The sequence below is a fragment of the Paractinoplanes toevensis genome (genome assembly GCF_018332695.1).
GTDB classification, from domain to species: Bacteria; Actinomycetota; Actinomycetes; order Mycobacteriales; family Micromonosporaceae; genus Actinoplanes; species Actinoplanes toevensis.
In genome coordinates this window covers 102,082-124,877 of record NZ_BOQN01000076.1, presented here as the reverse complement: position 1 = coordinate 124,877, position 22,796 = coordinate 102,082, and the positions used below count along the sequence as shown (strand labels likewise).

Annotated in this window: 17 protein-coding genes and 3 tRNA genes; 9 read left to right on the top strand and 11 right to left on the bottom strand. The window is 70.3% G+C overall.

Going from position 1 to position 22,796, the window contains the following annotated elements; translation table 11 throughout:
* Positions 1 to 36: 36 nt before the first annotated feature.
* Positions 37 to 1,023, top strand: a complete 987-nt coding sequence (locus Ato02nite_RS30015) for a hypothetical protein (RefSeq protein ID WP_213010006.1) — start codon at positions 37 to 39, stop codon at positions 1,021 to 1,023.
* A gap of 17 nt (positions 1,024 to 1,040) precedes the next feature.
* Here the strand turns inward: Ato02nite_RS30015 and Ato02nite_RS30010 are convergent, their stop codons facing one another.
* From Ato02nite_RS30010 to Ato02nite_RS30000, 3 genes are read right to left on the bottom strand one after another with little or no spacing between them, the layout of a single operon-like run.
* Entirely contained in the window at positions 1,041 to 1,871 is an 831-nt protein-coding gene (locus Ato02nite_RS30010) for a leucine-rich repeat domain-containing protein (RefSeq protein ID WP_213010005.1), read from the bottom strand.
* Entirely contained in the window at positions 1,868 to 2,167 is a 300-nt protein-coding gene (locus tag Ato02nite_RS30005) for an immunity protein CdiI family protein (RefSeq protein ID WP_213010004.1), read from the bottom strand. Before Ato02nite_RS30005 ends, Ato02nite_RS30010 begins: the two co-directional genes overlap by 4 nt.
* 19 nt (positions 2,168 to 2,186) lie before the next feature.
* Positions 2,187 to 5,879 (bottom strand): eCIS core domain-containing protein, encoded by a 3,693-nt coding sequence (locus Ato02nite_RS30000; RefSeq protein WP_213010003.1) that lies wholly within the window; start codon positions 5,877 to 5,879, stop codon positions 2,187 to 2,189.
* A gap of 113 nt (positions 5,880 to 5,992) precedes the next feature.
* Here Ato02nite_RS30000 and Ato02nite_RS29995 point away from each other — a divergent pair, with 113 nt between their 5' ends.
* Positions 5,993 to 7,729 (top strand): MOSC and FAD-binding oxidoreductase domain-containing protein, encoded by a 1,737-nt coding sequence (locus tag Ato02nite_RS29995; RefSeq protein ID WP_213010002.1) that lies wholly within the window; start codon positions 5,993 to 5,995, stop codon positions 7,727 to 7,729.
* A 51-nt stretch (positions 7,730 to 7,780) separates the two neighbouring features.
* On the opposite strand, the gene Ato02nite_RS29990 is transcribed toward Ato02nite_RS29995, so the two are convergent.
* Positions 7,781 to 8,260, bottom strand: a complete 480-nt coding sequence (locus Ato02nite_RS29990) for a DUF2786 domain-containing protein (protein ID WP_246607561.1) — start codon at positions 8,258 to 8,260, stop codon at positions 7,781 to 7,783.
* A 96-nt stretch (positions 8,261 to 8,356) separates the two neighbouring features.
* On the opposite strand from Ato02nite_RS29990, the gene Ato02nite_RS29985 reads away from it, so the two are divergent.
* Positions 8,357 to 8,950: a dihydrofolate reductase family protein gene (locus Ato02nite_RS29985; protein WP_213010001.1), complete on the top strand. Its 594-nt coding sequence runs from the start codon at positions 8,357 to 8,359 to the stop codon at positions 8,948 to 8,950.
* A gap of 6 nt (positions 8,951 to 8,956) precedes the next feature.
* On the opposite strand, the gene Ato02nite_RS29980 is transcribed toward Ato02nite_RS29985, so the two are convergent.
* Positions 8,957 to 9,448 carry a DUF3253 domain-containing protein gene (locus tag Ato02nite_RS29980; RefSeq protein ID WP_213010000.1) on the bottom strand — a complete coding sequence of 164 codons (492 nt, stop codon included), beginning with the start codon at positions 9,446 to 9,448 and terminating at the stop codon, positions 8,957 to 8,959.
* Between the two features lie 119 nt (positions 9,449 to 9,567).
* Here Ato02nite_RS29980 and Ato02nite_RS29975 point away from each other — a divergent pair, with 119 nt between their 5' ends.
* Both Ato02nite_RS29975 and Ato02nite_RS29970 read left to right on the top strand, forming a co-directional pair.
* Positions 9,568 to 10,608: a fibronectin type III domain-containing protein gene (locus Ato02nite_RS29975; RefSeq protein ID WP_213009999.1), complete on the top strand. Its 1,041-nt coding sequence runs from the start codon at positions 9,568 to 9,570 to the stop codon at positions 10,606 to 10,608.
* A gap of 963 nt (positions 10,609 to 11,571) precedes the next feature.
* On the top strand, positions 11,572 to 13,230 hold the full coding sequence (locus Ato02nite_RS29970) for a LamG domain-containing protein (RefSeq protein ID WP_213009998.1): 1,659 nt from the start codon (positions 11,572 to 11,574) through the stop codon (positions 13,228 to 13,230).
* A gap of 470 nt (positions 13,231 to 13,700) precedes the next feature.
* On the opposite strand, the gene Ato02nite_RS29965 is transcribed toward Ato02nite_RS29970, so the two are convergent.
* The 3 genes from Ato02nite_RS29965 to Ato02nite_RS29955 all read right to left on the bottom strand — a co-directional run bounded on the left by Ato02nite_RS29965 (position 13,701) and on the right by Ato02nite_RS29955 (position 13,967).
* A tRNA-Val gene (locus Ato02nite_RS29965) sits at positions 13,701 to 13,772 on the bottom strand.
* Between the two features lie 13 nt (positions 13,773 to 13,785).
* A tRNA-Cys gene (locus tag Ato02nite_RS29960) sits at positions 13,786 to 13,856 on the bottom strand.
* 38 nt (positions 13,857 to 13,894) lie between these two features.
* Positions 13,895 to 13,967 (bottom strand) — tRNA-Gly (locus tag Ato02nite_RS29955).
* Positions 13,968 to 14,162: 195 nt separating this feature from the next.
* On the opposite strand from Ato02nite_RS29955, the gene Ato02nite_RS29950 reads away from it, so the two are divergent.
* Entirely contained in the window at positions 14,163 to 15,347 is a 1,185-nt protein-coding gene (locus Ato02nite_RS29950; RefSeq protein WP_213009997.1) for a GNAT family N-acetyltransferase, read from the top strand.
* Positions 15,348 to 15,435: 88 nt separating this feature from the next.
* On the opposite strand, the gene Ato02nite_RS29945 is transcribed toward Ato02nite_RS29950, so the two are convergent.
* Genes Ato02nite_RS29945 through Ato02nite_RS29935 form a run of 3 tightly spaced genes read right to left on the bottom strand, consistent with a single transcriptional unit; the run spans position 15,436 to position 18,476 of the window.
* Positions 15,436 to 16,164, bottom strand: a complete 729-nt coding sequence (locus tag Ato02nite_RS29945; RefSeq protein WP_213010029.1) for an FAD:protein FMN transferase — start codon at positions 16,162 to 16,164, stop codon at positions 15,436 to 15,438.
* 32 nt (positions 16,165 to 16,196) lie between these two features.
* The gene (locus Ato02nite_RS29940; RefSeq protein WP_213009996.1) at positions 16,197 to 16,706 is read right to left on the bottom strand and encodes an FMN-binding protein; all 510 of its coding nucleotides are present in this window, start codon (positions 16,704 to 16,706) and stop codon (positions 16,197 to 16,199) included.
* 27 nt (positions 16,707 to 16,733) lie between these two features.
* Complete coding sequence (locus Ato02nite_RS29935) at positions 16,734 to 18,476, bottom strand: ferredoxin reductase family protein (protein WP_246607559.1); 1,743 nt, start codon at positions 18,474 to 18,476, stop codon at positions 16,734 to 16,736.
* Between the two features lie 184 nt (positions 18,477 to 18,660).
* Between Ato02nite_RS29935 and cbiE the strand changes: the two genes are divergently transcribed.
* The 3 genes from cbiE to Ato02nite_RS29920 all read left to right on the top strand — a co-directional run bounded on the left by cbiE (position 18,661) and on the right by Ato02nite_RS29920 (position 22,465).
* The gene (gene cbiE / locus Ato02nite_RS29930; RefSeq protein WP_213009995.1) at positions 18,661 to 19,869 is read left to right on the top strand and encodes a precorrin-6y C5,15-methyltransferase (decarboxylating) subunit CbiE; all 1,209 of its coding nucleotides are present in this window, start codon (positions 18,661 to 18,663) and stop codon (positions 19,867 to 19,869) included.
* Positions 19,824 to 20,609 (top strand): precorrin-4 C(11)-methyltransferase, encoded by a 786-nt coding sequence (gene cobM, locus Ato02nite_RS29925; protein ID WP_246607557.1) that lies wholly within the window; start codon positions 19,824 to 19,826, stop codon positions 20,607 to 20,609. The genes cbiE and cobM overlap by 46 nt, the downstream gene beginning before the upstream one ends.
* Before the next feature lie 113 nt (positions 20,610 to 20,722).
* The gene (locus Ato02nite_RS29920) at positions 20,723 to 22,465 is read left to right on the top strand and encodes a glycoside hydrolase family 5 protein (RefSeq protein ID WP_213009994.1); all 1,743 of its coding nucleotides are present in this window, start codon (positions 20,723 to 20,725) and stop codon (positions 22,463 to 22,465) included.
* The last annotated feature ends 331 nt before the right edge of the window (positions 22,466 to 22,796 follow it).

Below are 22,796 nucleotides of genomic sequence, written 5' to 3'. Positions count from 1 at the left end.
CGGAGACTGCGCCACAACCACGTACCGGGAGGATCGATGAGGAAGTCCGTCTACGAGCAGGAGCCCGAGAATCGCCCGCGGACCCGGCCGCCTGGTCACTCCGACGAGGGGAACGGCCGGGACCAGGAGCACCACGACCGGCCGGACGACGACTACCGCGACGAGCGGGGCCAGGGCCGGCGCCGGCGCGACCGCGACCTGACCGCGCTGGACAAGCAGCGCTGCGAGTTCGAGGGCAACAAGAAGGAGTCCGACTACTACGCGGGCATCGAGAAGGCCCTCACCGAACGCAGCAAGCAGTTCGACGACACGCTGGTGTTGTACGAGAACAACCGGACGGCCGCCGAGCCGGCCCTGAAGACCGCCCGCAACGCGATCGAGGACCTGCTCAAGAAGCTGCGCTGCATCAGCGGCTGCGACCGGGAACTGCTGGACGCCGCCTGGAACGAGGTTCTGGTCCGGGTCGAGAAGTGCTCGGCCGCGAACGGCGGCCCGTGCCTGGACGACGACTGCGAGTTCGACGACGACGTGTGCGACGTGGACCTCGCCGAACTGCGGTCCCGCGAGGCCACCTACACCGCCCGGGTCGTCGCGGCGGAGGCGAAGTTCGACGAACTCATCAAGGAACCGGCGCTGCTGACGGCCCGGATCGTCGCGCTCACCGCCGAGGTCGCCGCGGTAGCCAAGGATCTGGCGGCCGACCCGCCGGCCGACCCGGAGCTGACCTACATCAAGGCGCTGGTGGCCGAATATCACGCGGAGAGGGACCAGATCTGGGCGGGCTTCGCCTACCCGAACGCGTACGAGGACTGCCTGCGCACCTGCCAGCGCTGCTCCATCCGGGGCCGCCGGGTGCTGACACGCATCGTCGGCGAGATCGCGGTCCAGCAGTGCAAGGCGGCGAAACGCCTGGCCCGGTGCATCGCCCTGAAGGCGCACCTGGCGACGGAGACCAAGAAGGAGGCGGACGAGCTCCGCGAGCGCGACGAGTGGCGCAAGAAGCAGGAGGAGAGCGCGCCCTGAGCCGGCCGGGCCCGGCGTCACATGGTCAGGACGATCCGCCGGCGCCGGGCCGACTCGGCAAGCTCGGCCCGGTCCGCCGCCGACAGCGGATTGTCGCCGACGTCAAGCTCCTCGAGCCGGCCCAGCACGGGCGAGCGCAACAGCGCCTCGACACCGGCCCGCGACAGATGGTTGCGCCCCACGACCAGGGTACGAATCGGCGCGACCCAGGAGGCCTCGGCCAGCCGCCGGGCCCCGCCGTCGCCCAGGATGTTGCCGTAGAGGTCGAGCCGCACCAGCCCGGGAAACGGAACGCCGGGCGGCGGGCCGGCCAGGCCACCGGCTTCGAGCCCGACGCCGGCCATCTCCAGAACGGTGAGCCGCGGGTGCCGCCCCGACCGCAGCAGCACATCGAGGGCCCCCGCGCCGAGCGCGGTTCCCCGCACGGCCAGGGTTCGCAGCCCACCCAGGTTCGGCGACTCGGCAAAGGCCCACCAGGCCTCATCGGACACGTCCGACGAGAGAATCCGCAGACAAACCAGATCCTTCAGGTACGGCGACCCGGCGACCGCCAGCAGATCCCCACTGCCCCGCTCCTCCCGCCGATAGATCTCGAGCGTCCGAACGAGCACCGCGAGATCAGCCAGCCCGCCCCCGTCGAACAGCCACCCCGACGCGGTGGTCTCGGTGCGCGCCGCATCGCTCCACGACTCCAGCAAACCCCGAACCCGCCGCAGCTCCCGGCTGCGCTCGGGCCCGTGCGGCCAGCCCGCGAAAACGCCACAGATCGCGGCGAAGCCGTCCCGGTCAGGGCGATGCAGGTGCGGTTCGAGCCGGACCGCCAGACTCGCATCCCGCGGGTTGCTCACGGCGAGATCCGCTCGTCCCGCGCCGCTGGACCGTCGAAATAGTCGACCGTCTCACCAAGCTCACCGGCCAGCCGGTGGGCCAGCTCGCGGCCGTGCGCGTAGAAGGCGAGCTCGGCATCTCGATCGGCGAATCCCGAGGCGAGTGGATCGTCGCGATCGAGGGTGTCGTCGTATTCGTCGGCCCAGGCCAGCAGTTCCTCCGCCAGCGCGGCCGAGATCGGCAGGGTGGCCGGGTCGATGTTCGTCGGTCCGGCGCCGCCGCGCAGCCAGAGCGGAAAGCAGTCATAGTCGGTCATCACCCGGATGACCCCCTGGTCAACTCCCAACAGGATTCGCCCCCACGATGAAACCGTTGACGGCCACGGTGACCGTGACCCTATAGGTCTGGCCCTCGAACACGACCTCGTAGACGGGCCTCGGCCTCGTCCGGCCGGTGGTACCGACCACCTGCCCCGAGACGACCGCCTCGAACACCAGCCTGCCGACCTTGTCCGCCGGGACACCGACGTTCGCGAAGTCCTGGGCATGCCGCTCCAGAATGTGCTGCAGGCCGGCTCGGCTATTGCCCTTCTCAAGGAAGATGATCTTCCCGGAGGGGTCCTTGCCGATCTCGAGAATGTCCTCCGGATTGTGCTTGACACCGTTCCGCGCCAGTTCGTCGATGAGGTCCTGGCGGTTGAGGAGATGACTGCTGCCCGGTCCCTGACCCGGTCCGTCCAGGATCGCGCTGAGCGCGGCGAACTCGGCCTCGGACAGGTCCTTGCGGACCGTGCCGTCCGGCTCGAGGTAACCGCCTGCGTCGACCTCGTCGATCAGGCGCTGGTAGGCCGCCGCGTCCAGGGTCGTTCTCAGCTCGAACATGCGCTCGGTGGCCAGCCGCTCGCGGGTCTGGGTCGGGAGTTCCGGGACGTCGGTCAGAGCTACGTCGAACGGGTCGCTCGCGTCGTAACCCTTCACCTTGGACCGGAACTGGGCGTCGGCGTCGCCGGTGAAGCGGTGCAACGGCTCGATGGTGGTGACCCGGCCGAAGATGCGGCCACGGTCCGGCACCAGGGTGGGGTTGCGGAACAGCGCGAACTTCGCCAGCGGCGGGGCCTCCAGGTTGGCGTCCACGTCGAACTTCTGCGGGTTGAAGCGGATCTGCTGCTTCGGCGGGCCCTTGAAGCCGGTGGCCAGGCTGCCGATGTAATCGAGCTGACCGACCTCGCCGCCGAGGTCGACGCCGGGATTCGCGCTGCGCTGCTGGCCAACGAAGAGAAGCAGGCGGGTGCGGGCCGGCGGCCACAGCAGGGCGAGGATCCGGTTAACCTGCAGGATGGCCTGCCGCCACTCCTCGCGCCACAGCTCGGTGCCGGTCACGTGGACCCGCTCCATGATCTCGTCGACGGTCTCGGTAGAGCCGGTCTTTCGCGCGTACCAGGCGGCTATTTCGCGGTTGAGGGTGTCGATCTCCGTGGCGATGCCGCCCAGCACCTCGGCATGATAGGCGTCGGCGGCCTTGCCGGTGTCGCCCTCGCGCAGATCCCGGAACTGCTCCTTGTAGGTCTTCCCGGCCGCCTTGAGGCGCTTCAGCCACACGTCGCGCTTGATCTCGAGATCGAAGCCACGGAACTCCGGCTCCAGGTCGGGATGCTTGGTGCGGATGACGATGCTCCAGCTGTCCAGCCGGTTGTAGAGGCGCCGGAAGGCTTCGAGGATCGGCGCGTCGTCCGGGCGCATCAGGGTCTTCGGATCCTTGTCCGGGTCGAGTCCCAGGTTGCGCCGCCGGTTGCCGAAGCGGCTGATCATGTCGTCTTCGAGGGGCTTGCAGACGTCCGGCGGCAGTAAGCCCTTCGCGCACCGGTCGAGCAACTCCTCCTCGGACAGGTTGTCGATGTCACCGGCATTGCCGTGCGCGACCACCCGGGCCATGTCCGCGAAGTTCATCGTGCCGTCGTGCGGTGGCAGGCCGGCGATCCAGGCGAGGCAGTTGCCGGCCAGGTTGTTACAGAGACACTCGACGTTGGCGGCCATGTGCCACGGCATCAGGATGTCGAGCGGGCCCGTCTCGTCGTGCTCCTGCGCGGCCCAGTCGAACGCCGCGTCGTGCTCGCGGCAGCCGTTGTGCGTACCCCCGACCGTGAAGATGGTGTATTCCCAGACGTCGCCGGTCGCCGGATCGGTGACCCGGTGGGTCCGGGGTTCGGAGCAGGCGTTGCAGTTCTTCCCGCAGGCCCCGCGGCACTTCGCGCGGCTGGCCCGGCGCGGATCGACCGGATAGACCTCGAGCGGTCCGGGCAGCCGGGGGCCGGGGCCGAAGTCGCCGGTCCAATCCCACCGGCCGCCGCGCCGGGACGGGAGCAGGTTCCGGGTCCGGAGGAAATCACACAGCTTGTCGATGATCGGGCAGTCGTCCCGGAACCCACCCCGGCTCAGCGCCAGCCCGATCTCCTGAAACGGCTTGTCCAGCCGTTCCGGCGGGTGCAGCTTCGGGGTGATTCGCGGCCGGTGGGTGAGGCCGACGTCGATCCCGAGGTCGAGGCCGAACGTGGTGCCGAGATCCCCGTGCCAGGCGTACGGCTCCCAGTACAGCCGGCAGATCTTCTTGCCGAACAGGTCGAGCTGCCCGTACGCGCCGAGGAACAGGTCGGCGCCGATGCCCAGGTCGACCCGCTCCTGCTGGTCCAGGGTGATGCCGTGCCCCCAGCCGCCGCCGAGTTTGCCGCCGGCGGTGAACTTGCCGCCGACGATCCCGCGCAGCAGACCGGCCGCGCCACCCTCGAGCGCGACGAGTGGCACGGTGATCGGCACCGGGATTCCCTCGATCGGCACGATCACGGTGAGTTCGAGCTCGCCCCGCAGGCCGGCCCGGACCTCGGCGCCCAACGATCCGGCGACGGCGGCCGAGATGGTGCCGCTGGTGCTCGACTCGCCCAGTGGATCGACCACGATGCGTACGCCGGTGAGGCAGACCGGACCCAGTTGCAGTTCCACCTTCGGCTCGATAGCGCCGGTGACGCCGATGCTCCCGTCCAGCGAGACCGGGCCGAAGGACAGCGACGCGACCGGGACCATCAGATCCCCGCTGATCGGCGGTAGATCGAACCCGGTGGTGAACGGGCCGAGGCAGAGGTCCGGCGGGGTGATCACGAGGCCGCCGTCGCCCAGCGAGACCACGTCACCGATCGCCCCGGCAACCGAGTCCCAGGCGGCTTGGCCGGCGCCCGCGACGGCGTCGGCGGCGCTCACGGCGGCGTCGCCGACCGCACTCGCCGCATCCACGACGCCCTCGCCCACCGCACTCGCCGCATCCACGACGCCCTCGCCCACCGCACTCGCCGCATCCGCGATCCCGCCGCCGACCGCGCTCGCCGCATCGGCGATGTCGTCCAGGCTTGGCAGCCGCTGCACCGCTTCCGGCGCCGGTCCGCCGCCCTGCTGCACGGTGTGGGTCAGCTCGTGGGCCATCAGCGGAACGTCGAGGTCGCTCTGCCCGGCCCCGAGGAAGATGTGATTCCCGTGGGTGAAGGCCTTGGCGCCGATGTCCCGGGCGGCGCTGTTACTGGCCTCGTCGGCATGCACCCGTACGCCGGAAAGGTCCTGCCCCAGCATCGGTTCCACCGCCGCGAGCACGTGCCCGGCGACCGGCCGCCCAGCCGGCGGCGCGTCGACCAGGTGGCCGAGCGCGTGCCCGCCCGGAGTTCCGGCCGCCGCCTGCGGTGCCCTCCGGACCGGCACCCGGCCGCCACCGCCCACCGCCGACGCCACATCGGCCGCCTGCCGCTCGTACGGATCGTCCAGCGGCCCCACCGTGACCGGATGGCGCTGCACCCCGTACTGCTGAAGGTCGCGTTCGATGCCGGCCTGCTTCTCCTCCGGGCCGCATCCGCAGGTCGATCCGATGCCGCAGCGCTGCACCCAGGCGGGCCAGTGGGCGCCGGCGGCCTTCCGCGCGGCCGGCTCCCGGGGAGCGGCGTCCCGCACCTCGGTGCCGGGACGCCTGACGGCACCCGCGAAGCCGGAGCTCATCGCCCACCTCCGCAGCCGGGACCGGGACCTGCCCAGCGTCCCGGCGGCACCGTCACGGGACCGTCACCGGCGTGATCCTTCTCAGCCGCCCCGGTTTGCTGGACGATGCGGTAATGGCAACGCTGCGGTCGGTCAACGTCGGTCTGCCCAAGGACGTGCTCTGGCAGGGCCGGACGGTCCACACCGGCATCTGGAAGGCACCCGTCGAGGGGCCGGCCACGGTCCGGCGTCTCAACATCGACGGCGACGGCCAGGGTGACCTCGGCGGTCACGGCGGCGAGCAGCGGGCCGTCTTCGTCTACCAGCTCGACTCGTACCGGTACTGGCAGGAGTTCCTCGGCCGGGACGACTTCACGCCCGGCCAGTTCGGCGAGAACTTCACCGTCGAGGGCCTGCCGGACGACGAGGTCTGCATCGGCGACCGCTACCGCATCGGCACCGCGGAGTTCGAGGTGACCCAGCCGCGGGTCACCTGCTACCGGGTCGGCATCCGGATGGACGATCCGCGGATGCCGGCGCTGCTGGTGCAGCACCGCCGCCCCGGCTTCTACTTCCGGGTGCTGCGCGAGGGCGAGGTGCGGGCCGGCGACGACATCGTCAAGGTCGCCGACGGCCCGGAACGGATGACCGTGGCCGAGGTGGACGGCCTGCTCTACCGGCCCGGACACCCGCGCGAGCGGATCGAGCGCGCACTGCACATCCCCGCGCTCAGCCCCGGTTGGCAGGGCTCGTTCCGGGCGATGCTGGCCGAGCCGTCGTCGGCGAGCGGCAACGCCGGCCTGATCGCCGCCGGGCCGCCGCCGGCCTGGCCCGGCTTCCGCCCACTCCGGGTCACGGCCATCGAACCGGAGAGCAAAACCATCGCGTCGGTCCGGCTGGCCGATCCGGCGGGCCGGCCACTGCCGGCCGCGCTTCCCGGCCAATTCCTGACCGTACGGCTACCGCAGGCACTCACCCGCAGCTACTCGTTGTCCGGCCGCCCGGGCGACGCGGAGTACCGGATCAGCGTCAAGCAGGAACCGCACGGCGCGGCCAGCACCTACCTGCACACCCAGGTCCACCCGGGCGACCTGGTCGACGTAGCCGCGCCGCGCGGCTCGTTCGTGCTGCGGCCGGCGCCGACCCCGGTGCTGCTGATCAGCGGCGGCGTCGGGGCGACTCCGGTGCTGGCCATGCTGCACGCGCTGGCCGAGGAGAAGCCGGCCCGCGAGGTGTGGTGGCTGCAGGCGGCCCGCGACGGCGCCGACCGCCCGTTCGCCTCCGAGACCGCGACGCTGCTGGCCGGCCTGCCGCACGCCCACTCCCACATCCGGTTCAGCCGCCCCGATCCGGCCGACCGGCTCGGCACCGACTACGACGGCACCGGCCATTTCTCGGCGGACCTGTTCCGTACGCTCGAATTGCCGCACGAAGCCGACGCGTACCTCTGCGGCCCGCCCGCCTTCCTCGCCGCGGTGACCGCGGCCCTGATCGAGGCCGGCCTGCCGGCCGAGCGCATCCACGCCGAGATCTTCGGCGCCCGGCCCGGCCTGACCCCCGGCATTGCCGCGGCCCCGGCCCGCCCACCGCATCCCCCCGCGGGTGTCCCCGGCACCGGCCCGGCCGTGTCGTTCGCCCGCAGCGGCCTGACCGTCCCGTGGCCGGCCGACTGCGCCGGCCTGCTCGACCTGGCCGAGGCGTGCGACGTGCCGGCCCGCTGGTCCTGCCGCACCGGGGTGTGCCACAACTGCGAGTCCGGCCTGCTGTCCGGCGAGGTCACCTACGACCCGGAGCCGATCGACCCACCCGCCGAGGGCAACGTGCTGATCTGCTGCGCGCGCCCCCGCACGGCCGTCACCCTCGACCTCTGAGTGTCATGGCCCTTCCGCGACCTTCCGCCGCCCGGAACGGGCCGAAGATCACTACGTGGTGAGCTCTTGCCGGTCGCGTAGTGATGCGCGGCAGTTCGGTGGAGTCCAGGTCAGTGCGAAAGCCGACGATAGCTCCTGCGCCTTGGCGGTGAACGCATCGGCCTCCTCGGTGAAGTCGGTGGACTCGGCCTTGGCCAGCAACGCCCGGACCCGGTCCAGCATCCGCTGATCGAGGTCGGCCGGTGCGGACGCCTGGGCCGGCCGTGCGTCACCGGGCACCGGACCGACCACCTCGATCGCCGGCAAGGTGGCGAGCAGGCGAAGCACCTCGATCAGCAGGGTGATCACCGTGCCCCGATCGACGCCCTGCCGGTCACCCCAGGCTGTTACATAGTGGTCGTCGTGCTCCCACCACACCTCGGCCGGCTGCCAGCCACGCCGCCACGCCTGCTCGACGTCGTGCAGCAGCCGGGCCAGGAGAACACGGTTGACGACCTGGATCCCGGCCGCACCGCCCGGGCCGGCGACCAACAGGTCGCGACAGCCGGCAAGCTCGACGTCGTGGTCACCAAGCCTGACGATCCACGCGTAATGTCGTCGGCGGTCTCACGTTGAGGAGCTAATGCGATGGCCAGAGTCGTCATGCAGGCGGTGGTCTCGGTGGACGGATACATCGCCAACACCGACGACACCGTAGGCCCGCTCTTCGACTGGTACGGCAACGGCGACGTGCGGGTCCACGTCAACGACCGGTGGCCGTTCAACGTCAGCCAGGCCTCCGCCGACTACGTGCGACCGTTCTGGGCCGACATCAAGACCACGGTGATCGGCCGCCACCTGTTCGACACCACCGACGGCTGGGCGGGCGTTCCCGCCGCGGGCGACCACGTCGTCGTGGTCACGCACCGCCCGCTGCCACCGGAGTGGCTGGCGAAATACCCGGACGCACCGTTCCACCCGGCCGACTCCGTCGAGGCAGGAGTAGCGCTGGCCAAAGACCTGGCCGGAGACGGCCTGGTCTGCGTAACCGCCGGGGACGTAGGCGGCCAGGCGTTCTCCGCCGGACTGGTCGACGAGGTAGCCATGGACGTCGCGCCGGTGGTCCTGGGCAAAGGCGTGCGCTTCTTCGGCCACCACACCGGCACGGTCCTCCTGGCCGACCCCGACGCCGTGGTCCAGGGCGATCGCGTGCTGCACCTGCACTACATCGTCAACCGCTGAGCCGGCTCACCAGCCGGGCCCGCGCGCAAGGCGAACAGGCCCGACCACGGCCGCCAGATCAACGTCGACGCCATGCTGCCGGACGGCGATGATTCCCTCCCGCGAAAGCTCGGCGGCCACCTCCCGCGCCACGTCCATCAGGTCCCGCCAGGACTCACCCCCGGCCACCCGGGCCGCATCACTCGGGCAGATGGTGGCATCGGGCTGACGGTGCCGCAGCAACGCACGCATCGCCGCCGCCAGCCGCACCCGGCGGCCGCCGGGCGTCGGCTCCCACCACGGGTCGCCGCGCTCACCCAGTGCGACCTTGGCATCCTGCACCCGAGGACGGGCCGACTCCGGATCACTACGAACCAGGCGCCGAGCGGCCATCAGTTCGTTGACCAGCTCCTGCCGCAGCGCCTCGGGAACGGCCGGGTCGGTAGCCCGCCACCGCCGCCCGGACACGACGAGATATCGCCCATCCGCCGTCCTGGTGCCGCCGTCACCCTGCGCCATAAGCGCCTAATCCCCCAGCAGATGGACGGTCACACGCTCATCCCGCGAGAAGTACGGGGACGCCTTCGGCCCCTAGAGCTTGTAGATTGACATTTGTCGATTAGCAAGGAGGAGTCGCCGTGCTTCGTCGCCTGGGACATGCCGCAGCCGCGGCCGCCACGATCGCGTTCTGCCTGGCCGTGCCGACCGGCCGGGCGGCAGCCGTGCCACCGATGCCGCCACCCAACCTGATCGCGAACGGCAACTTCGACCACGCGTACCTCCAGCCCGGTCCGGCCCCATGGACCTGCGGACCCGGCGCCCGGGTGGTGCAACTAGACCCCGACCTGGCCAACGACTTCCAGCTCGCCGGCACACCCACCGCCCGGTCCACCGCCGGCTGCTGGCAGATCATTCCGGTGCAGCCCGACTCCCAGTACGAGCTCACCGGGAGGTTCAAGGACGGCTACGCCGAACTGGGCACCGATTACGGCAGCGCATCGGCCCCCGGCTCGGCCGACTGGTCGACGCTGAGCCTGTCCTTCGTCACCGGCCCGGACACCTCCCGCATCCGGGTGTACGTCCACGGCGGGTACGGCCAGTCCACTTTCCACGCCGACGCGATAACGCTGAACGGCCCGGAAAGCACGGTAGTCACCCCGATCGCGCCGACCCACGTGCAGGCGGCCGAGCAGCGCAGCACGTCGGTGAGTCTGCGTTGGGTGGGCTCCCCCGGCGCCACCCGCTATCTGGTCTACCGGGACGGAACCCAGATCGGCACCGCCGGCGCCTTGTCCTGGACGAGCTACTACGTACGCGACGTGACCCCGGGCTCCACCCACACGTACACCGTCGCGGCGGTCAACGCCGCCGGCACGTCCCCCACCGCACGACCGGTCGCCTCCACCGCTCCGCGGGCATACGACACTCCCCCACCCGCGCCTACCGCGATCAAGGCCTCCGTGACCGGCCGCACTGCCTACCTGTCCTGGAACGCCGTGCCTACCGCGACCGACGGCTACGTAGTCCGCTTCGTCGAGATGGACAACAACGTCACCGTCTTCGCCAACCACTTCTCCACAAGACTCCCCGCCCCCGGCACCTACACCGTCACCATCAGTTCCTGGAACTCCGCCGGCCGCGGCCCCGAGTCCACCCCGGTAAATCTCACCGCCACGTAGCCACCGCCCGGCCCACGGTGGACCGCCCACCACGGCCGCGTCACCGTGGGCCAGGGTTCAGGGTTTCGACTTCTCGACGCTTCGGCCACTCCCGAGGCCAAGCATGCGGACAAGGCGGTCGTGGCGGAGGCGCCGGGCTCAGGCCGGCCGCGTGCAGGAGAACGATCGAACGACATCCCGAGGGACCGACCTCAAGCCGGAGTGCAGCCCAGGCGGCGCGGCGAACACCCGGAGGCGAACCGCCAAGCGGACGCACCGCGCCGTGGGGTTTTCAGGGGGCTCGGCCCCCTGAGCAGATATGACGAGCGCCCCCGGTCCGCGCATTTTGCGGACAAGAGGCGCTCAGGTGCGCACCCACCGACACACCGCCCCGACAGTCCGATACGGGGAGCAGCCGTAACCGACACGACGCCGCTGGACCGAAATCATCGTCCCGCGCTCCCCGCCTCAGCCTGCGGCACGTGCCGACAGCAGGGCAAACGAGGCTAAGTCAGGAAGCACGCAGACAGCCCGCTCGGACATTCCAGCAACCGGCGCGGACGTCGTCGCACCGCCACTCGACATCCCGAGAAGCTACGGGAGCTCTACCGGTAAGCACTGCCGGTACAACCCGGCCTACGGAGGACGATCCGGCGTCGATGTCGACAGCCGGGATCCCGCTGTCGCCGACGCGCCACACGCCGCCTCCGCTAATCATGCCCCCTATCCATGCCGGGCTTTCATGATCGAGTGCACGGATTTAGCCGAGAACAGTGCGCGATGTTCTGTCCCGGCGGTCCGAATGGCGTGCGGCCTGGAGGCCGGGGTAGCCCTTCTTGCCCGGTGCCACGCGTTATCAAGATCACGCTGCTCGCCCAGAGATTGTGTTGGCTTTGGTTAGCTTTGCGACAATTGGAGGGGCAGCGCACGTCCCATTGATGTCCTAGCGTCTCGATCACTGTCTGCGCGTTGAACGGAGACGCTATGTGGCGGAGGCTTCTGCCTGGCCTTTCGGTTGCGGGCCTGGTCGTCGAGTTGCTCGCGGTGCCGTTCGTCGCGGAGCCCGCCGCCGCTGCTGCTCGGCTGTCGGTCCCGGTCGCCCGCTGGGGCCTCGAGACATATCCGGGCATAAACGAATCAAGCGCGCTCGCCGACGAGGTGGCAGCGCCGGCCGCCTCCCCGCTCACCCCGGCCGGCGTGAGCTGGCCCAGCGACATACGACGGAGAGGCGCGCAGACCGCTACTTTCGACGGTGCATCGTCCGCCGCCACCACTGAATCCGCCGTGGTCGACACGACCGGCTCGTTCAGCGTCGGCGGGTGGGTACGCCTCGGCGCCAGGCCGGCGACGGACATCACGTTCGCCACCCAGGAGGCCGCCGACGCCCCCGGGTTCGAGATCGGCATCCGCCGATCCGGCAGGCCTGCCGTGCCGCACTGGTCGTTCGCCATGAAGGACACCTCCGCGCAGTCGAGCACCACCGTCGTCGCCGCGGCGCCGGCCGCGATCACCGCGGCGGACGCGGGCCTGTGGACGCACGTCGCCGGAAGCTTCGATGCGGAGCAGATGAAACTCCGCCTCTATGTCGACGGGGTCCTGGTGTCCGAGGTCGACCGCCCGGCCACGCCGTGGGAAACGGACGGCAAGTTCGCGGTGGGCCGCGGCTTCGCGAGCGGGGCGGCCGCCGACTGGTGGAACGGCTCCATCGCGGACGTACGGGTCTACGACCGGGTGCTCGTGCCGGAAGACTTCACCGGCCAGTCGGCCGACGCGCCGGGATCAGGCGGCTTCGACGAGCCGGGCATCCTCTCGCCGATCCGGGTCGGCGAATGGGACTTCGAGGCGGCCGTGCCCTGCTTCGTCGCTGACCTGCGAGACACCTGCGAAGCGCCGGACACGTCGATCTTCGAGCGCACGCTCGCCCTGACCCTCGGTGCGGACGTGGGCCCCGGCCATACGGCTAGCGGCCTCGCACTGCGGCTGGACTCGGAATACTTCCCGGACGGTGGTGCGTCGGCAGGCGGGGCAACTCAGGAGTACGGACGGAGCGCGATCAGGACCGGCACCACGGCACCGGACGCCGACGGCAACGAGTTCACCATCTGGCAGGACGCACCTGTTCTGCTCACCGACCAGTCGTTCACGGTCTCGGCATGGGTTAAGCCCGACGCGGTCGAGGCCGGCGGGAGTCCCGCCGTCCTGGCGCAGGCCGGCGTTCATGACAGCGCGACCTGGCTGCGGTACGACTCCGGCACCGGTGGGTGGGAGTTCGCGGTGTTCGCCGCGGACGCGCCCACCGCCACGACGCACTCGCCGAAACGACGGCATCGGCATGCCCGGCCGGCGGCGTATGCCAGAGCCACCGGCACCGCGGAGCTGGACGAATGGACGCACCTGACGGGCGTGTTCGACGCCAGCCACCACGAGGCGCGGCTGTACATCAACGGGACGCGCGTGGCGACACAGGCGGTGCCGTTCACGCCGATGGCGTCCGACGGACCGCTGCTGGTCGGCCGGACCCGCCAGCGCGACAAGTTACTGAACAAGTGGTCGGGCGGCATCGACGACCTAACGATTTACCAGGGCCCACTGACCGACGCCGCGGTGTCCGCCATGTTCACCGCGCAGGCAACCACCTCCTGATCAGTGCCATCCGACCCCTCGGACGCGACGCTTCGGCGGTACACGCATACGTCAGCCGGCTTCAGCCTGGACGGCGAAACCCTTCGGACCGCAGCACCCCTCGTCGCGTTCAACGTGCCCGCGGCTTTGACGGAACGTCCCGCCGATCCGGATGTCTGCCGCCGACGACTCAATTCTGGGCGGTCCACCACGGCCGCAACATCTCGTCGAACTCGGCGTCGGTGATGGGGCCGGCGCGACTCGTCGACGGCCTGCAGACCCGCTGGGAGCAGAACCGCTCCCCTTTTCGCCGTGACAACCTCGGGAACTAGAAAGTGCTCACCCGGGGAGCAGGACAATCAAAAAACGGAAGCTGTCACCCCCAGGGAGCGGCCGATGCTCCCAAAATGCTCCCACTGTAACGACCAGAACAGCAGAAACCCGTTACCGATTGATCGGCAACGGGCTACTTGACCTGCAAATATAACCTGTGGGCGATACTGGGATCGAACCAGTGACCTCTTCCGTGTCAAGGAAGCGCGCTCCCGCTGCGCCAATCGCCCTTGGCTTTCGCCGAGGTGGAGACGGGATTTGAACCCGTGTACACGGCTTTGCAGGCCGTTGCCTCGCCTCTCGGCCACTCCACCGAGTTGGCCCCGCACTAGACCTGTGCAAGCCCGCTCCGAGCGGACGACGGGATTCGAACCCGCGACCCTCACCTTGGCAAGGTGATGCGCTACCAGCTGCGCTACGTCCGCTTGTCTCTCCGGGGCGCTTGCGCTCCCTGGCGACGGATGAAACCTTATCCTGCTGGCCGTCCGCTTGCCAAACCGGGGTCCCCCGGCGCGTCGTGAGCTGCGATCCCCCGGGTTATCCACAGCTCGGAAACCGGGTTATCCACAGCTCGGAAAACTGACGCGCATCCGCCCGGCCGCCCGGTGTTGGATGAGTCCATGGACTTCCGGCAGATCAGTGCGGCTGAGCGCACCACGACGATGTTTCCGCTGCAGAGCTACGCGTTCATGCCGTCGCCGTGGTCGCCGGCGGATGAGGAGACCTATCGGAAACGGATGCGCTTCCACGAGACCACGGTAAATCTGATCGCCGAAGAGGACGGGCAGACGCTGGCCGGCGTGGCCGCCCTCCGCATGCGGCAGAACGTGCGTGGTCTCGTCCACGACATGGCTGGGGTCGCCTCCGTGTCCACGCACCCGGCAGCTCGCCGGCGAGGGCTGGTGAGGGAGCTGATGCAGCGGCTGCTCCGGCAGATGCGTGACGAGGGGTGCGCCGTGAGCGCGCTCTACCCGTTCCGGCCGAGCTTCTACGCCAAGTTCGGCTTCGTGGGCATTCCCCGCCACCGCACGGCGACCTTCGCCCCGGAGGGGCTCGCTCACCTGCTGCGGGCCGAGCTTCCGGGCGAGGTGGAGCGCCTGTCGATGCACGAGGGCTTCGGGGCGTACGACGAGCTGACCCGGCGCCTGGTCACGAGCCGGCACGGGTTCGCGGTCTACGACGAGGTGCGGTCGGCCGAGTTCCGGGACGACAAGTTGTGGGTGGCGGTGGCTCGCGGCGAGGCCGGCGAGGTCCTGGGCGTGGTGCGCTACCGGATCGATCAGCACGGCGGCGAGCTGGTCGGCTCCGACCTGCTCTGCACCGGGCCGCTCGGCCGGGCGCTTCTGCTGCAGTTCTTCGCGCGGCACGTCGACCAGGTGGCCCGGGTCAGCGCGCGGCTCAGCGTCGACGACGTGCCGGAGCTCTGGGGTCTCGACTTCGAGGTGACCACCACCGGCAAGGTCGACAATCCGGGCGACAACGCCCCGATGGTCCGGGTGCTCGACATGGCGGCGTTGTCCGGTTCTCAGGCCGGGCCGGGCGAGGTCACGCTCGAGATCGTCGACGACGAGCACATCGGCGGTGTCTGGCAGCTGTCGGCCACCGACGGCACTCTCGGCGTCGACAAGGGCACGGCGACGCCGGCGGCCACGCTGACCGCGGCCGGCTTCAGCGCGCTCGCCTACGGCGTTCTCGACCCGGTGGAGGTCTTCACCCGCGGCCTGGGCGAGGTCTCCCCCGATGCGATCCCGGCGCTGACCGCAATGTTCCCCCGCCAGATGCCCTACCTGTTCGCCGACTTCTGACGCCTGCAGGCGCGCAAACAACCGCGCCGCGCAGAGCAACCGCGCCGCGCAGAGCACCCGCGCCGCGCAGAGGATCGAGGCCAGCTAGCTACACCGCGGCGGGGAGGTTCGCGGAGCTGAAAGCGCGGCCGTCGTCGGTCACGACCGCCGAGTCGTAACCGTCGGTGGCCAGCTTGGCGAGCCAGGTCAGGCCGGGCTCGCCCATGGCCAGGGCCGCCGTGGCATAGGCGTCGGCCAGTGCCAGGCTGGGGCCGACGACCGTGACCGAGCGCAGGCCTCGCGCCGGGGTGCCGGTGCGGGGGTTGAGCACGTGGTTGCCGCGCTCATAGGTGCCGGAGGTGGCTACCGCGCCGTCGGTGAGGGCCAGCACCCAGCTGAGCTTGTCGGCCTCCCACGGGTGGCGGATGCCGACCCGCCATGGGCCGCCCTCGGGGTGCAGGCCGCGCATCCGGATGTCGCCGCCCGCATTGATGTAGTGGTTGGCCGAGCCGGCGGCCAGCAGACGGTCGGAGGCGACCTCTACCGACCAGCCTTTCACGTAGCCGGAGGGGTCGAGCGGGCCGGCGGCGTACGCGTCGAAGTAGCCGTCGGTGTCTCGCCACAGGTCTGCGCAGGCGGCCAGCACCTGCCGGAGGTCGTCGGAGCAGGACGCGGCGGTCAGCTCGCCGCGGCGCATGCGGCTGACCTCGCTGTCGTCCTTGTAGGTGGAGAACCGTGCGTCCACCTCGTGCAGCCATCCGCACACGTCGTCGATCAGTGCGCGGAGCTCCGGATCAGGGCGGTCGTCGGCCAGTTCGATGCTGACGGCCGTACCCATCACCTGCTCGACGTGGCGCACGAACCGTGACCCTACGCCTTGGCGGAGTCCAACGCTGCTTGCAGCGACTCCTGGTACGACTGGCTGGTGTAGGTGGCTCCGGACACGGCGGCCACGTCGGCGCTCTGCTTCTGCAGGGTTTCCTGCTTGAGCTTCGCGACGGCGCCGGGGTTGATCGTGGCGCTGTTGCCGGTGGTGGGGTAGGTGGCGTCGGCCGCCGTGATCTTGCCGTCGGCGATCTTGATGGAGACCTGGATGGTGCCGTAGGGGTTGGTGGAGCCCTTGCCCTTGAAGACACCATCTTTCAGGCCGTTCTTCGCCTTTTCCTCGGAAGCGGCGGCTTTGGAGGAGGACGAGGCGGCGGGCTTCTTCGAAGAGGAGCCGGCGGCCTTGGACGACGAATCCGTCGGGGTGTCGCCGACCAGGTCGACCGACGACGATGCGGCGGCCGGAGGCGCTGGCGGCTGCACGCTCAGGCGCACCCCGACGATCAGGGCGGCGCCGGTGAGGGTGCCGACAGCGGCGGCGGTACTGCGTCGCATCGCGAATCCCTTCCAAAGACGAGAGAGCTAAAACTCGAACGGGTCCAGGTGCAGCTGCGAATCCGGCACGTCGAGCTCGCGCAGCGTCGCAACCGCCGCCTCGACGAGCCCGGGCGGCCCGCACAGGTAGACATCGCGCCGGCTCACGTCCGGCACCAGGCCGAGCAGCCCGTCGGGGCTGAACAGCCGGCGCGGCCCGGGGTCGTTGCGCGACCCCACGATGTACCGCACCCACGCGTCCCGCCGTTCGGCGAGTTCCTCGAGCTCGCCCCGGAAGACCAGTTCGTCGGGCCGGGACGCCCGGTAGATCACGATCGTGTCCGGCGGCATGTCCTCGAGCAGGGCCCGAATGGGCGCGATGCCGCTGCCGCCGGCGATCAGAAGAGCACGGCGACGCGTACGCCGTTGGGCGGTGAACGTGCCGAACGGCCCCTCCGCCCACACCGGCGTGCCCGGTTGCATCATGCCCAGCCGGGAGGTGTGTCCGCCGACGGCGGTGACGGTGAGTCGCAGCCACTCCCGGTTCGGGGCGGCGGACAGCGAGAAGGGGTGCGACTGCCACCAGCCGTTGCGGGTCAGGAACCGCCACCGCATGAACTGGCCGGCCTGCGCGGGCAGCTTCTCCAGCTTCTTGCCGTCGATGTAGATGGAGAACGTGTTGGCGCCCTCCGCGACGACCTCGGCGACCTCGAAGCGGTGCCGCACGTTGAGCCAGAGCGGCTCGATCAGCCGTCCCCAGACCAGGGCCGAGATGACCAGGGCGGTGAGGCCGGGCCAGAACACGGAGGCGAACTTGCCGCTCAGGTCGGCACCGGTGGCGACCTGGTGGCCGTAGCCGAGCAGCAGGACCAGGTAGCCGGTGAGGTGGATCAGGTGCCACAGCTCGTAGGGCAGCCTGGCCCGGGCGCCGCGGATCGAGATCAGGCTGATCACGACGAGGATCACGGTCGCGGAAACAGCCTTCAGCATGTCCGGGAAGGTGGTGATGATCGACCAGCCCTGGTCGACCACGCCGGTGTCGGCGGTGAGCGCGTACCCATAGACGATGAAGACGATGTGCGCGAGCACGAACATCACCAGCGACGTGCCCAGCCAGCGGTGCCAGCGCAGCAGGTCGCGGGCCCCCACCCATTCCTCCAGCCAGGAGACCCGGCTCATCATGAGCAGCTGGATGAAGAGCAGGTAGCCGCCGATCAGGCCGGTGATCCGCCCGGCCGCGAGCATCGCGGTGGCGGTGTCGTTGATCGCGCCGGCCTGCGTGTCGAACAGCCACAGCGAGACGCTGGTGGCCAGCCCGGAGAAAAACAGCAGGATGGTGAGCAGCCGATTTCCACTGACGGCTTCGGCCGGGGGCCGGTCGTCGGGGATGGGCGGCTGGGCCGGCCCGGAGGCTTTCCAGCCGGTCGGGTCGGTGTGCGACTCGACCAGGATGTCGCTGCGCCGGTAGGGGTCGTCGACGTCGCTGTCCGCGATGTAGCTGTCCCAGGTCTGCGGCGGCCGCCGGTCTTCCCGGTCATCGTCGGCCCACGGGTCGACGGGCGTGCGTTCGGCCGGCATACGCGGGTCCGACAACCGCGTTCCGGTCGAGTAACGCGGGTCCGCCGAGTCGTCGTAGCGGGGCGAAGGCGAGTCGTCGTAACGGGACGAGGACGAGGTCGAGGCCGAATTACCCCACGTGTCATCGTCGTCGGGCGCGGCCCGCAGGTCCGCGAAGAACTGCGCGTCCTCCTCCCCCGAGGAGTAACCCTGATCTCGAGAGGTCTGGAACATCGGCGGTCTTTGCGCCATCGTCCTCACCCGTCCGGCAAGTCGTCCTTCGGCGCCGTCCACCCCCTGCGGGCGGCGTGACGACCCGGTCTCGGGGAGCCGTCTGGTTGAGATACGCAGTTGAGGTGACCATCGCTCAACCGGAGGCAGAAAATCTCAGCGCCGCGGCGCGCGATAACGTCACGCCATGCGTGCCGACAACCCCGACCTGGTCACGGTGGTCGGCATCGGCGCCGGCGGATGGTCAGACCTTGGCCGTACGGGTCGGAGCACGGTCGCCGAGGCGGAAGTGATCTTCGGCAGTTGCCGCCAGCTCGACCTGCTCCCGGCCGACGTCGTCGGCGAGCGGATCCCGTGGCCGTCGCCGCTGCTCCCGGCGCTGCCCGGCCTGCTCGACGAGCATCGCGGACGCCGGATCTGCGTTCTGGCCAGCGGCGACCCGATGTTCCACGGCATCGGTGCGACGCTGGTGCGTCTGCTCGGCCCGGAGGGCGTACGCATCGATCCGCACCCGTCGGCGGCGTCCCTGGCCGCCGCCCGGATGGGGTGGCCGCTGGCCGACACCGACGTGCTCAGCCTGGTCACCGCCGACCCGGCCGCGCTGCGGCGATTGATCAACCCGGGCCGCCGGATCCTGGTCCTGGCCCGTGACGCCGGCACCCCCGCCCAGGTCGCGGCTGTGCTGACGGCGGCCGGTTTCGGCGCGGCCGGGCTGTCCGTGCTGGAACAACTGGGCGGTCCCGGCGAGCGCCGGGTCGACGGCACCGCCGCCGGATGGTCGGCCCAGGTCGACCCGCTCAACGTGATCGCCGTCGACTGCGGCGACGGCCCGGCCGTCCCGGTGGTGCCGGGACTGCCCGACGACGCGTACGAGTCGGACGGTCAACTCACCAAGCGTGAGGTCCGCGCCGTGACCCTGGCGATGCTGGCGCCGGCTCCCGGCGCCCTGCTCTGGGACGTCGGCGGCGGCTCGGGCAGCATCGGCATCGAGTGGATGCGCAGCCACCCGGCCTGCCGCGCGATCACGATCGAGCCCGACCCGGCACGCTGCGCGACCATCCGCGCGAACGCCCGCACGCTGGGTGTTCCGGCGCTGCGAGTGGTCGAGGGTCGCGCCCCGGCCGCGCTGACCGGCCTGCCCACGCCGGACACGATCTTCATCGGCGGCGGCCTGACCCGCGACGGGGTGCTGGACGCCTGCCTGGCGGCGCTGCGCCCGGGCGGCCGCCTGGTGGCGAACGCGGTCACGGTCGAGTCGGAGGCCGCGGTGGCGGCGGCGTACGCGAAGCTGGGCGGTGAGCTGGTCCGCCTGTCGGTCAGCCGGGGTTCCCCGGTCGGCGGTTTCACGGGATGGAGAACGATGATGCCGGTGACGATCTGGTCGGTGACCCCGTGACGGTCCATTTCATCGGTGCCGGCCCCGGCGCCGCCGACCTGATCACCGTGCGCGGCCAGCGGCTGGTCGCCGCGTCGCCGGTCTGCCTGTACGCGGGCAGCCTGGTCCCGGAGGAGCTCCTGGAGATCTGCCCACCGGACGCCCGGAAGGTCGACACGTCGTCGCTGTCCCTGGACGAGATCATCGCCGAGCTGGTGGCGGCCGACGCGGCCGGCCACGACGTGGCCCGTCTGCACTCGGGCGACCCGTCGGTGTTCAGCGCGATCGCCGAGCAGATGCGCCGGCTGGACACCGCCGGCGTGCCCTACGACGTAACTCCCGGCGTGCCCGCGTTCGCCGCCGCCGCGGCCTCGCTGGGCCGCGAGCTGACCGTGCCCGGCGTGGCCCAGACGGTGATCCTGACCCGCACCGCCGAGCGGGCGACCGCGATGCCCGAGGGCGAGGACCTGCCCGCGCTGGCCGCCAGCCGCTCGACGATGGTCCTGCACCTGGCGGTCCAGCGGATCGACGCGGTGGTGGCCGACCTGCTCCCGGCCTACGGCCCGGACTGCCCGGTGGCGGTGGTGGCCCGGGCGAGCCGCCCCGACGAGCAGATCCTCCGGGCGCCCCTGGGTGAGATCGCCGCCCTGGTGAAGGAGGCCGGCATCCGCCGCACCGCGGTGATCGTCATCGGCCCGGCCCTGACCGCCGCCCAGTTCCCGGACAGCCACCTGTACTCCGCGGACCGCTGCCGCACCTGAGCCGAAAAGTCGGCATGTCCAAATAGACAGAAGTCATTGTGTCGCGGAAGTTAACATGATTAATTTTCGCTTAAGTCCGCCTCCGCTTTCCCGCTCGCTCAACGGGAGACGCCATGCGCACACGACTTCTCGTCCTCCTCGCCGCAATCCTCTCGGTAATCGGCCCGGCCGTCCCGGCCCACGCGGCGAGTGCGCCGCTGGTCACCGTGGCCGGCACCCGCTTCGTCGACGGTCACGGCCGGGAGGTCGTGCTGCGCGGGTTCAACGTCTCCGGTGAGGTGAAGCTGGCCGAGAAGGGCCGGCTCCCGTTCGCCGACGCGGCCGCCGCCCGCACCTCGGCGCTGGCCATGCGCAACCTCACGAACGCCAACGCCGTACGGTTCCTGCTCTCCTGGGAGGCGGCCCAGCCGGCCCCGGGCGTCATCGACACCGCCTACCTCGGCAAGATCACCGAGCAGGCCGGCGCCTTCGCGGACGCCGGCTTCGCGGTGCTCTTCGACTTCCACCAGGACCTGTTCTCGCGGTACCTGTTCAACTCCGGCAGTTGGTACACCGGCAACGGCGCGCCCAAGTGGTGGGTGCAGGCCGGCAACTACCCCCAGGAGAGCTGCGGCATCTGCGTCACCTGGGGGCAGAACATCACCCAGAACGCCGCGGTGCAGCAGGCCACCTACGATTTCTGGCGCAACCGTACGGATTTCCTGTGGCAGGCCGAGCAGGTTCTCCGCTACCTCAAGGCCAACCTCGGCGACAGCCGGTTCGCGCACGTGCTCGGCGTCGACCCGTGGAACGAGCCGTACGCCGGTAAATACGACAGCGGACAGAACAGCCGTACCTGGGAACGGGACGTGCTGTGGCCGTTCTACCAGTCGTTCCGGGCCATGATGGACAGCGCGGGCTGGGCCGACCGGCCGGCCTTCGTCGAGCCGAACCCGTTCTGGAACGGCAACGTCTCCTACCAGGCCGGCGGTTTCCTGGACGCCGGGGCGATCGGGCCGCGCTACGTGTTCAACAGCCACTTCTACGACCAGGCCGCCATCTCCGGCGTGCTGATGTGGGGCAAGGCCACCGACGGGCGGGAGAGCGCCGACTTCGCGAAGATCCGGGACCGCTCGACGGCGCTGTCCACGCCGGCGATCGTCTCCGAGTTCGGCCACCCGCTCACCGGCTACACCTCGGACAAGGCACCGAGCGTGGACAAGGCGATGTACCAGGGGTTGGACTCGCGGCTGACCGGCGCGCAGTGGTGGGACAGCGTGGCCGGCTCCGGGCCGGCGCTCTCCGGCATGCAGTGGCAGTGGGACACCAACAGCGGCCGGCACCACGAGCTGATGAACGACAACCCCGACAAGATCAAGACCGCCGGCGACGCCTGGAACGACGAGGACTTCTCCGCGGTGGCTCTGGACGGCAACGGTACGGCGTACCTGCGGCAGGACGCCCGGCTGCTGGACCGGATCTACCCGTCCGCGGTGGCCGGGCGGACCCTGGCCTTCGTCTACGAGGACCGATCCCGGGACGGCAGCAGCGCGATGGCCTGGATCCCGGTCCCGGCGAGCCTGCCGAACGCGCGCACGACGGTGAACAACAGCCGGTACGCCGTACTCGTCTGGCGCTCCGGCGGCGACGGCGCCGCGACCGAGGTGAAGCTCCCGGCCGGCTTCCGCAACACGGTCGCCTCGGACGTCGCCTACACGATCGCGGCGGACGGCCGGACGCTGTCGCTCTCCGGCGCGGGCGCGTCCGGCGTCGTGCACTACGCCCTGATCAGCGACGCGATGGCCCCGACGGCCGCTGTGCTGGCCGCGGCGAGGACCGAGCTGGCCGCGTGGGCGACGGCGGCCTTTCCGGCGTGACCCTCCGCGACCGGCCAACCTCGTCCGGTCATCGAGAAAATCTATGACGGAATAACTAGACTTTCTCGGCAGGGCCCGCTAGTGTTCCTCGTGTTGAAAGAAAAGATCTGGTGAAGACGCCGACGAACCAGAGACTGAGCGTCAAGCAGGGCCCGGACCATTTCGTGGCTCGCTCGGTCAGGCAATGAGCAAGACGCAGTGAGCAACAAGCAGTGAGCAAGACAAGACCTTGACGTAATTCCAGGTCAGGGCGGGTTCGTTGCACGTGTGTGAGGCCATGAAGTCGCGTGGGGCTTCGACACCGACGAACAGCACGACAGCATCAGGATGT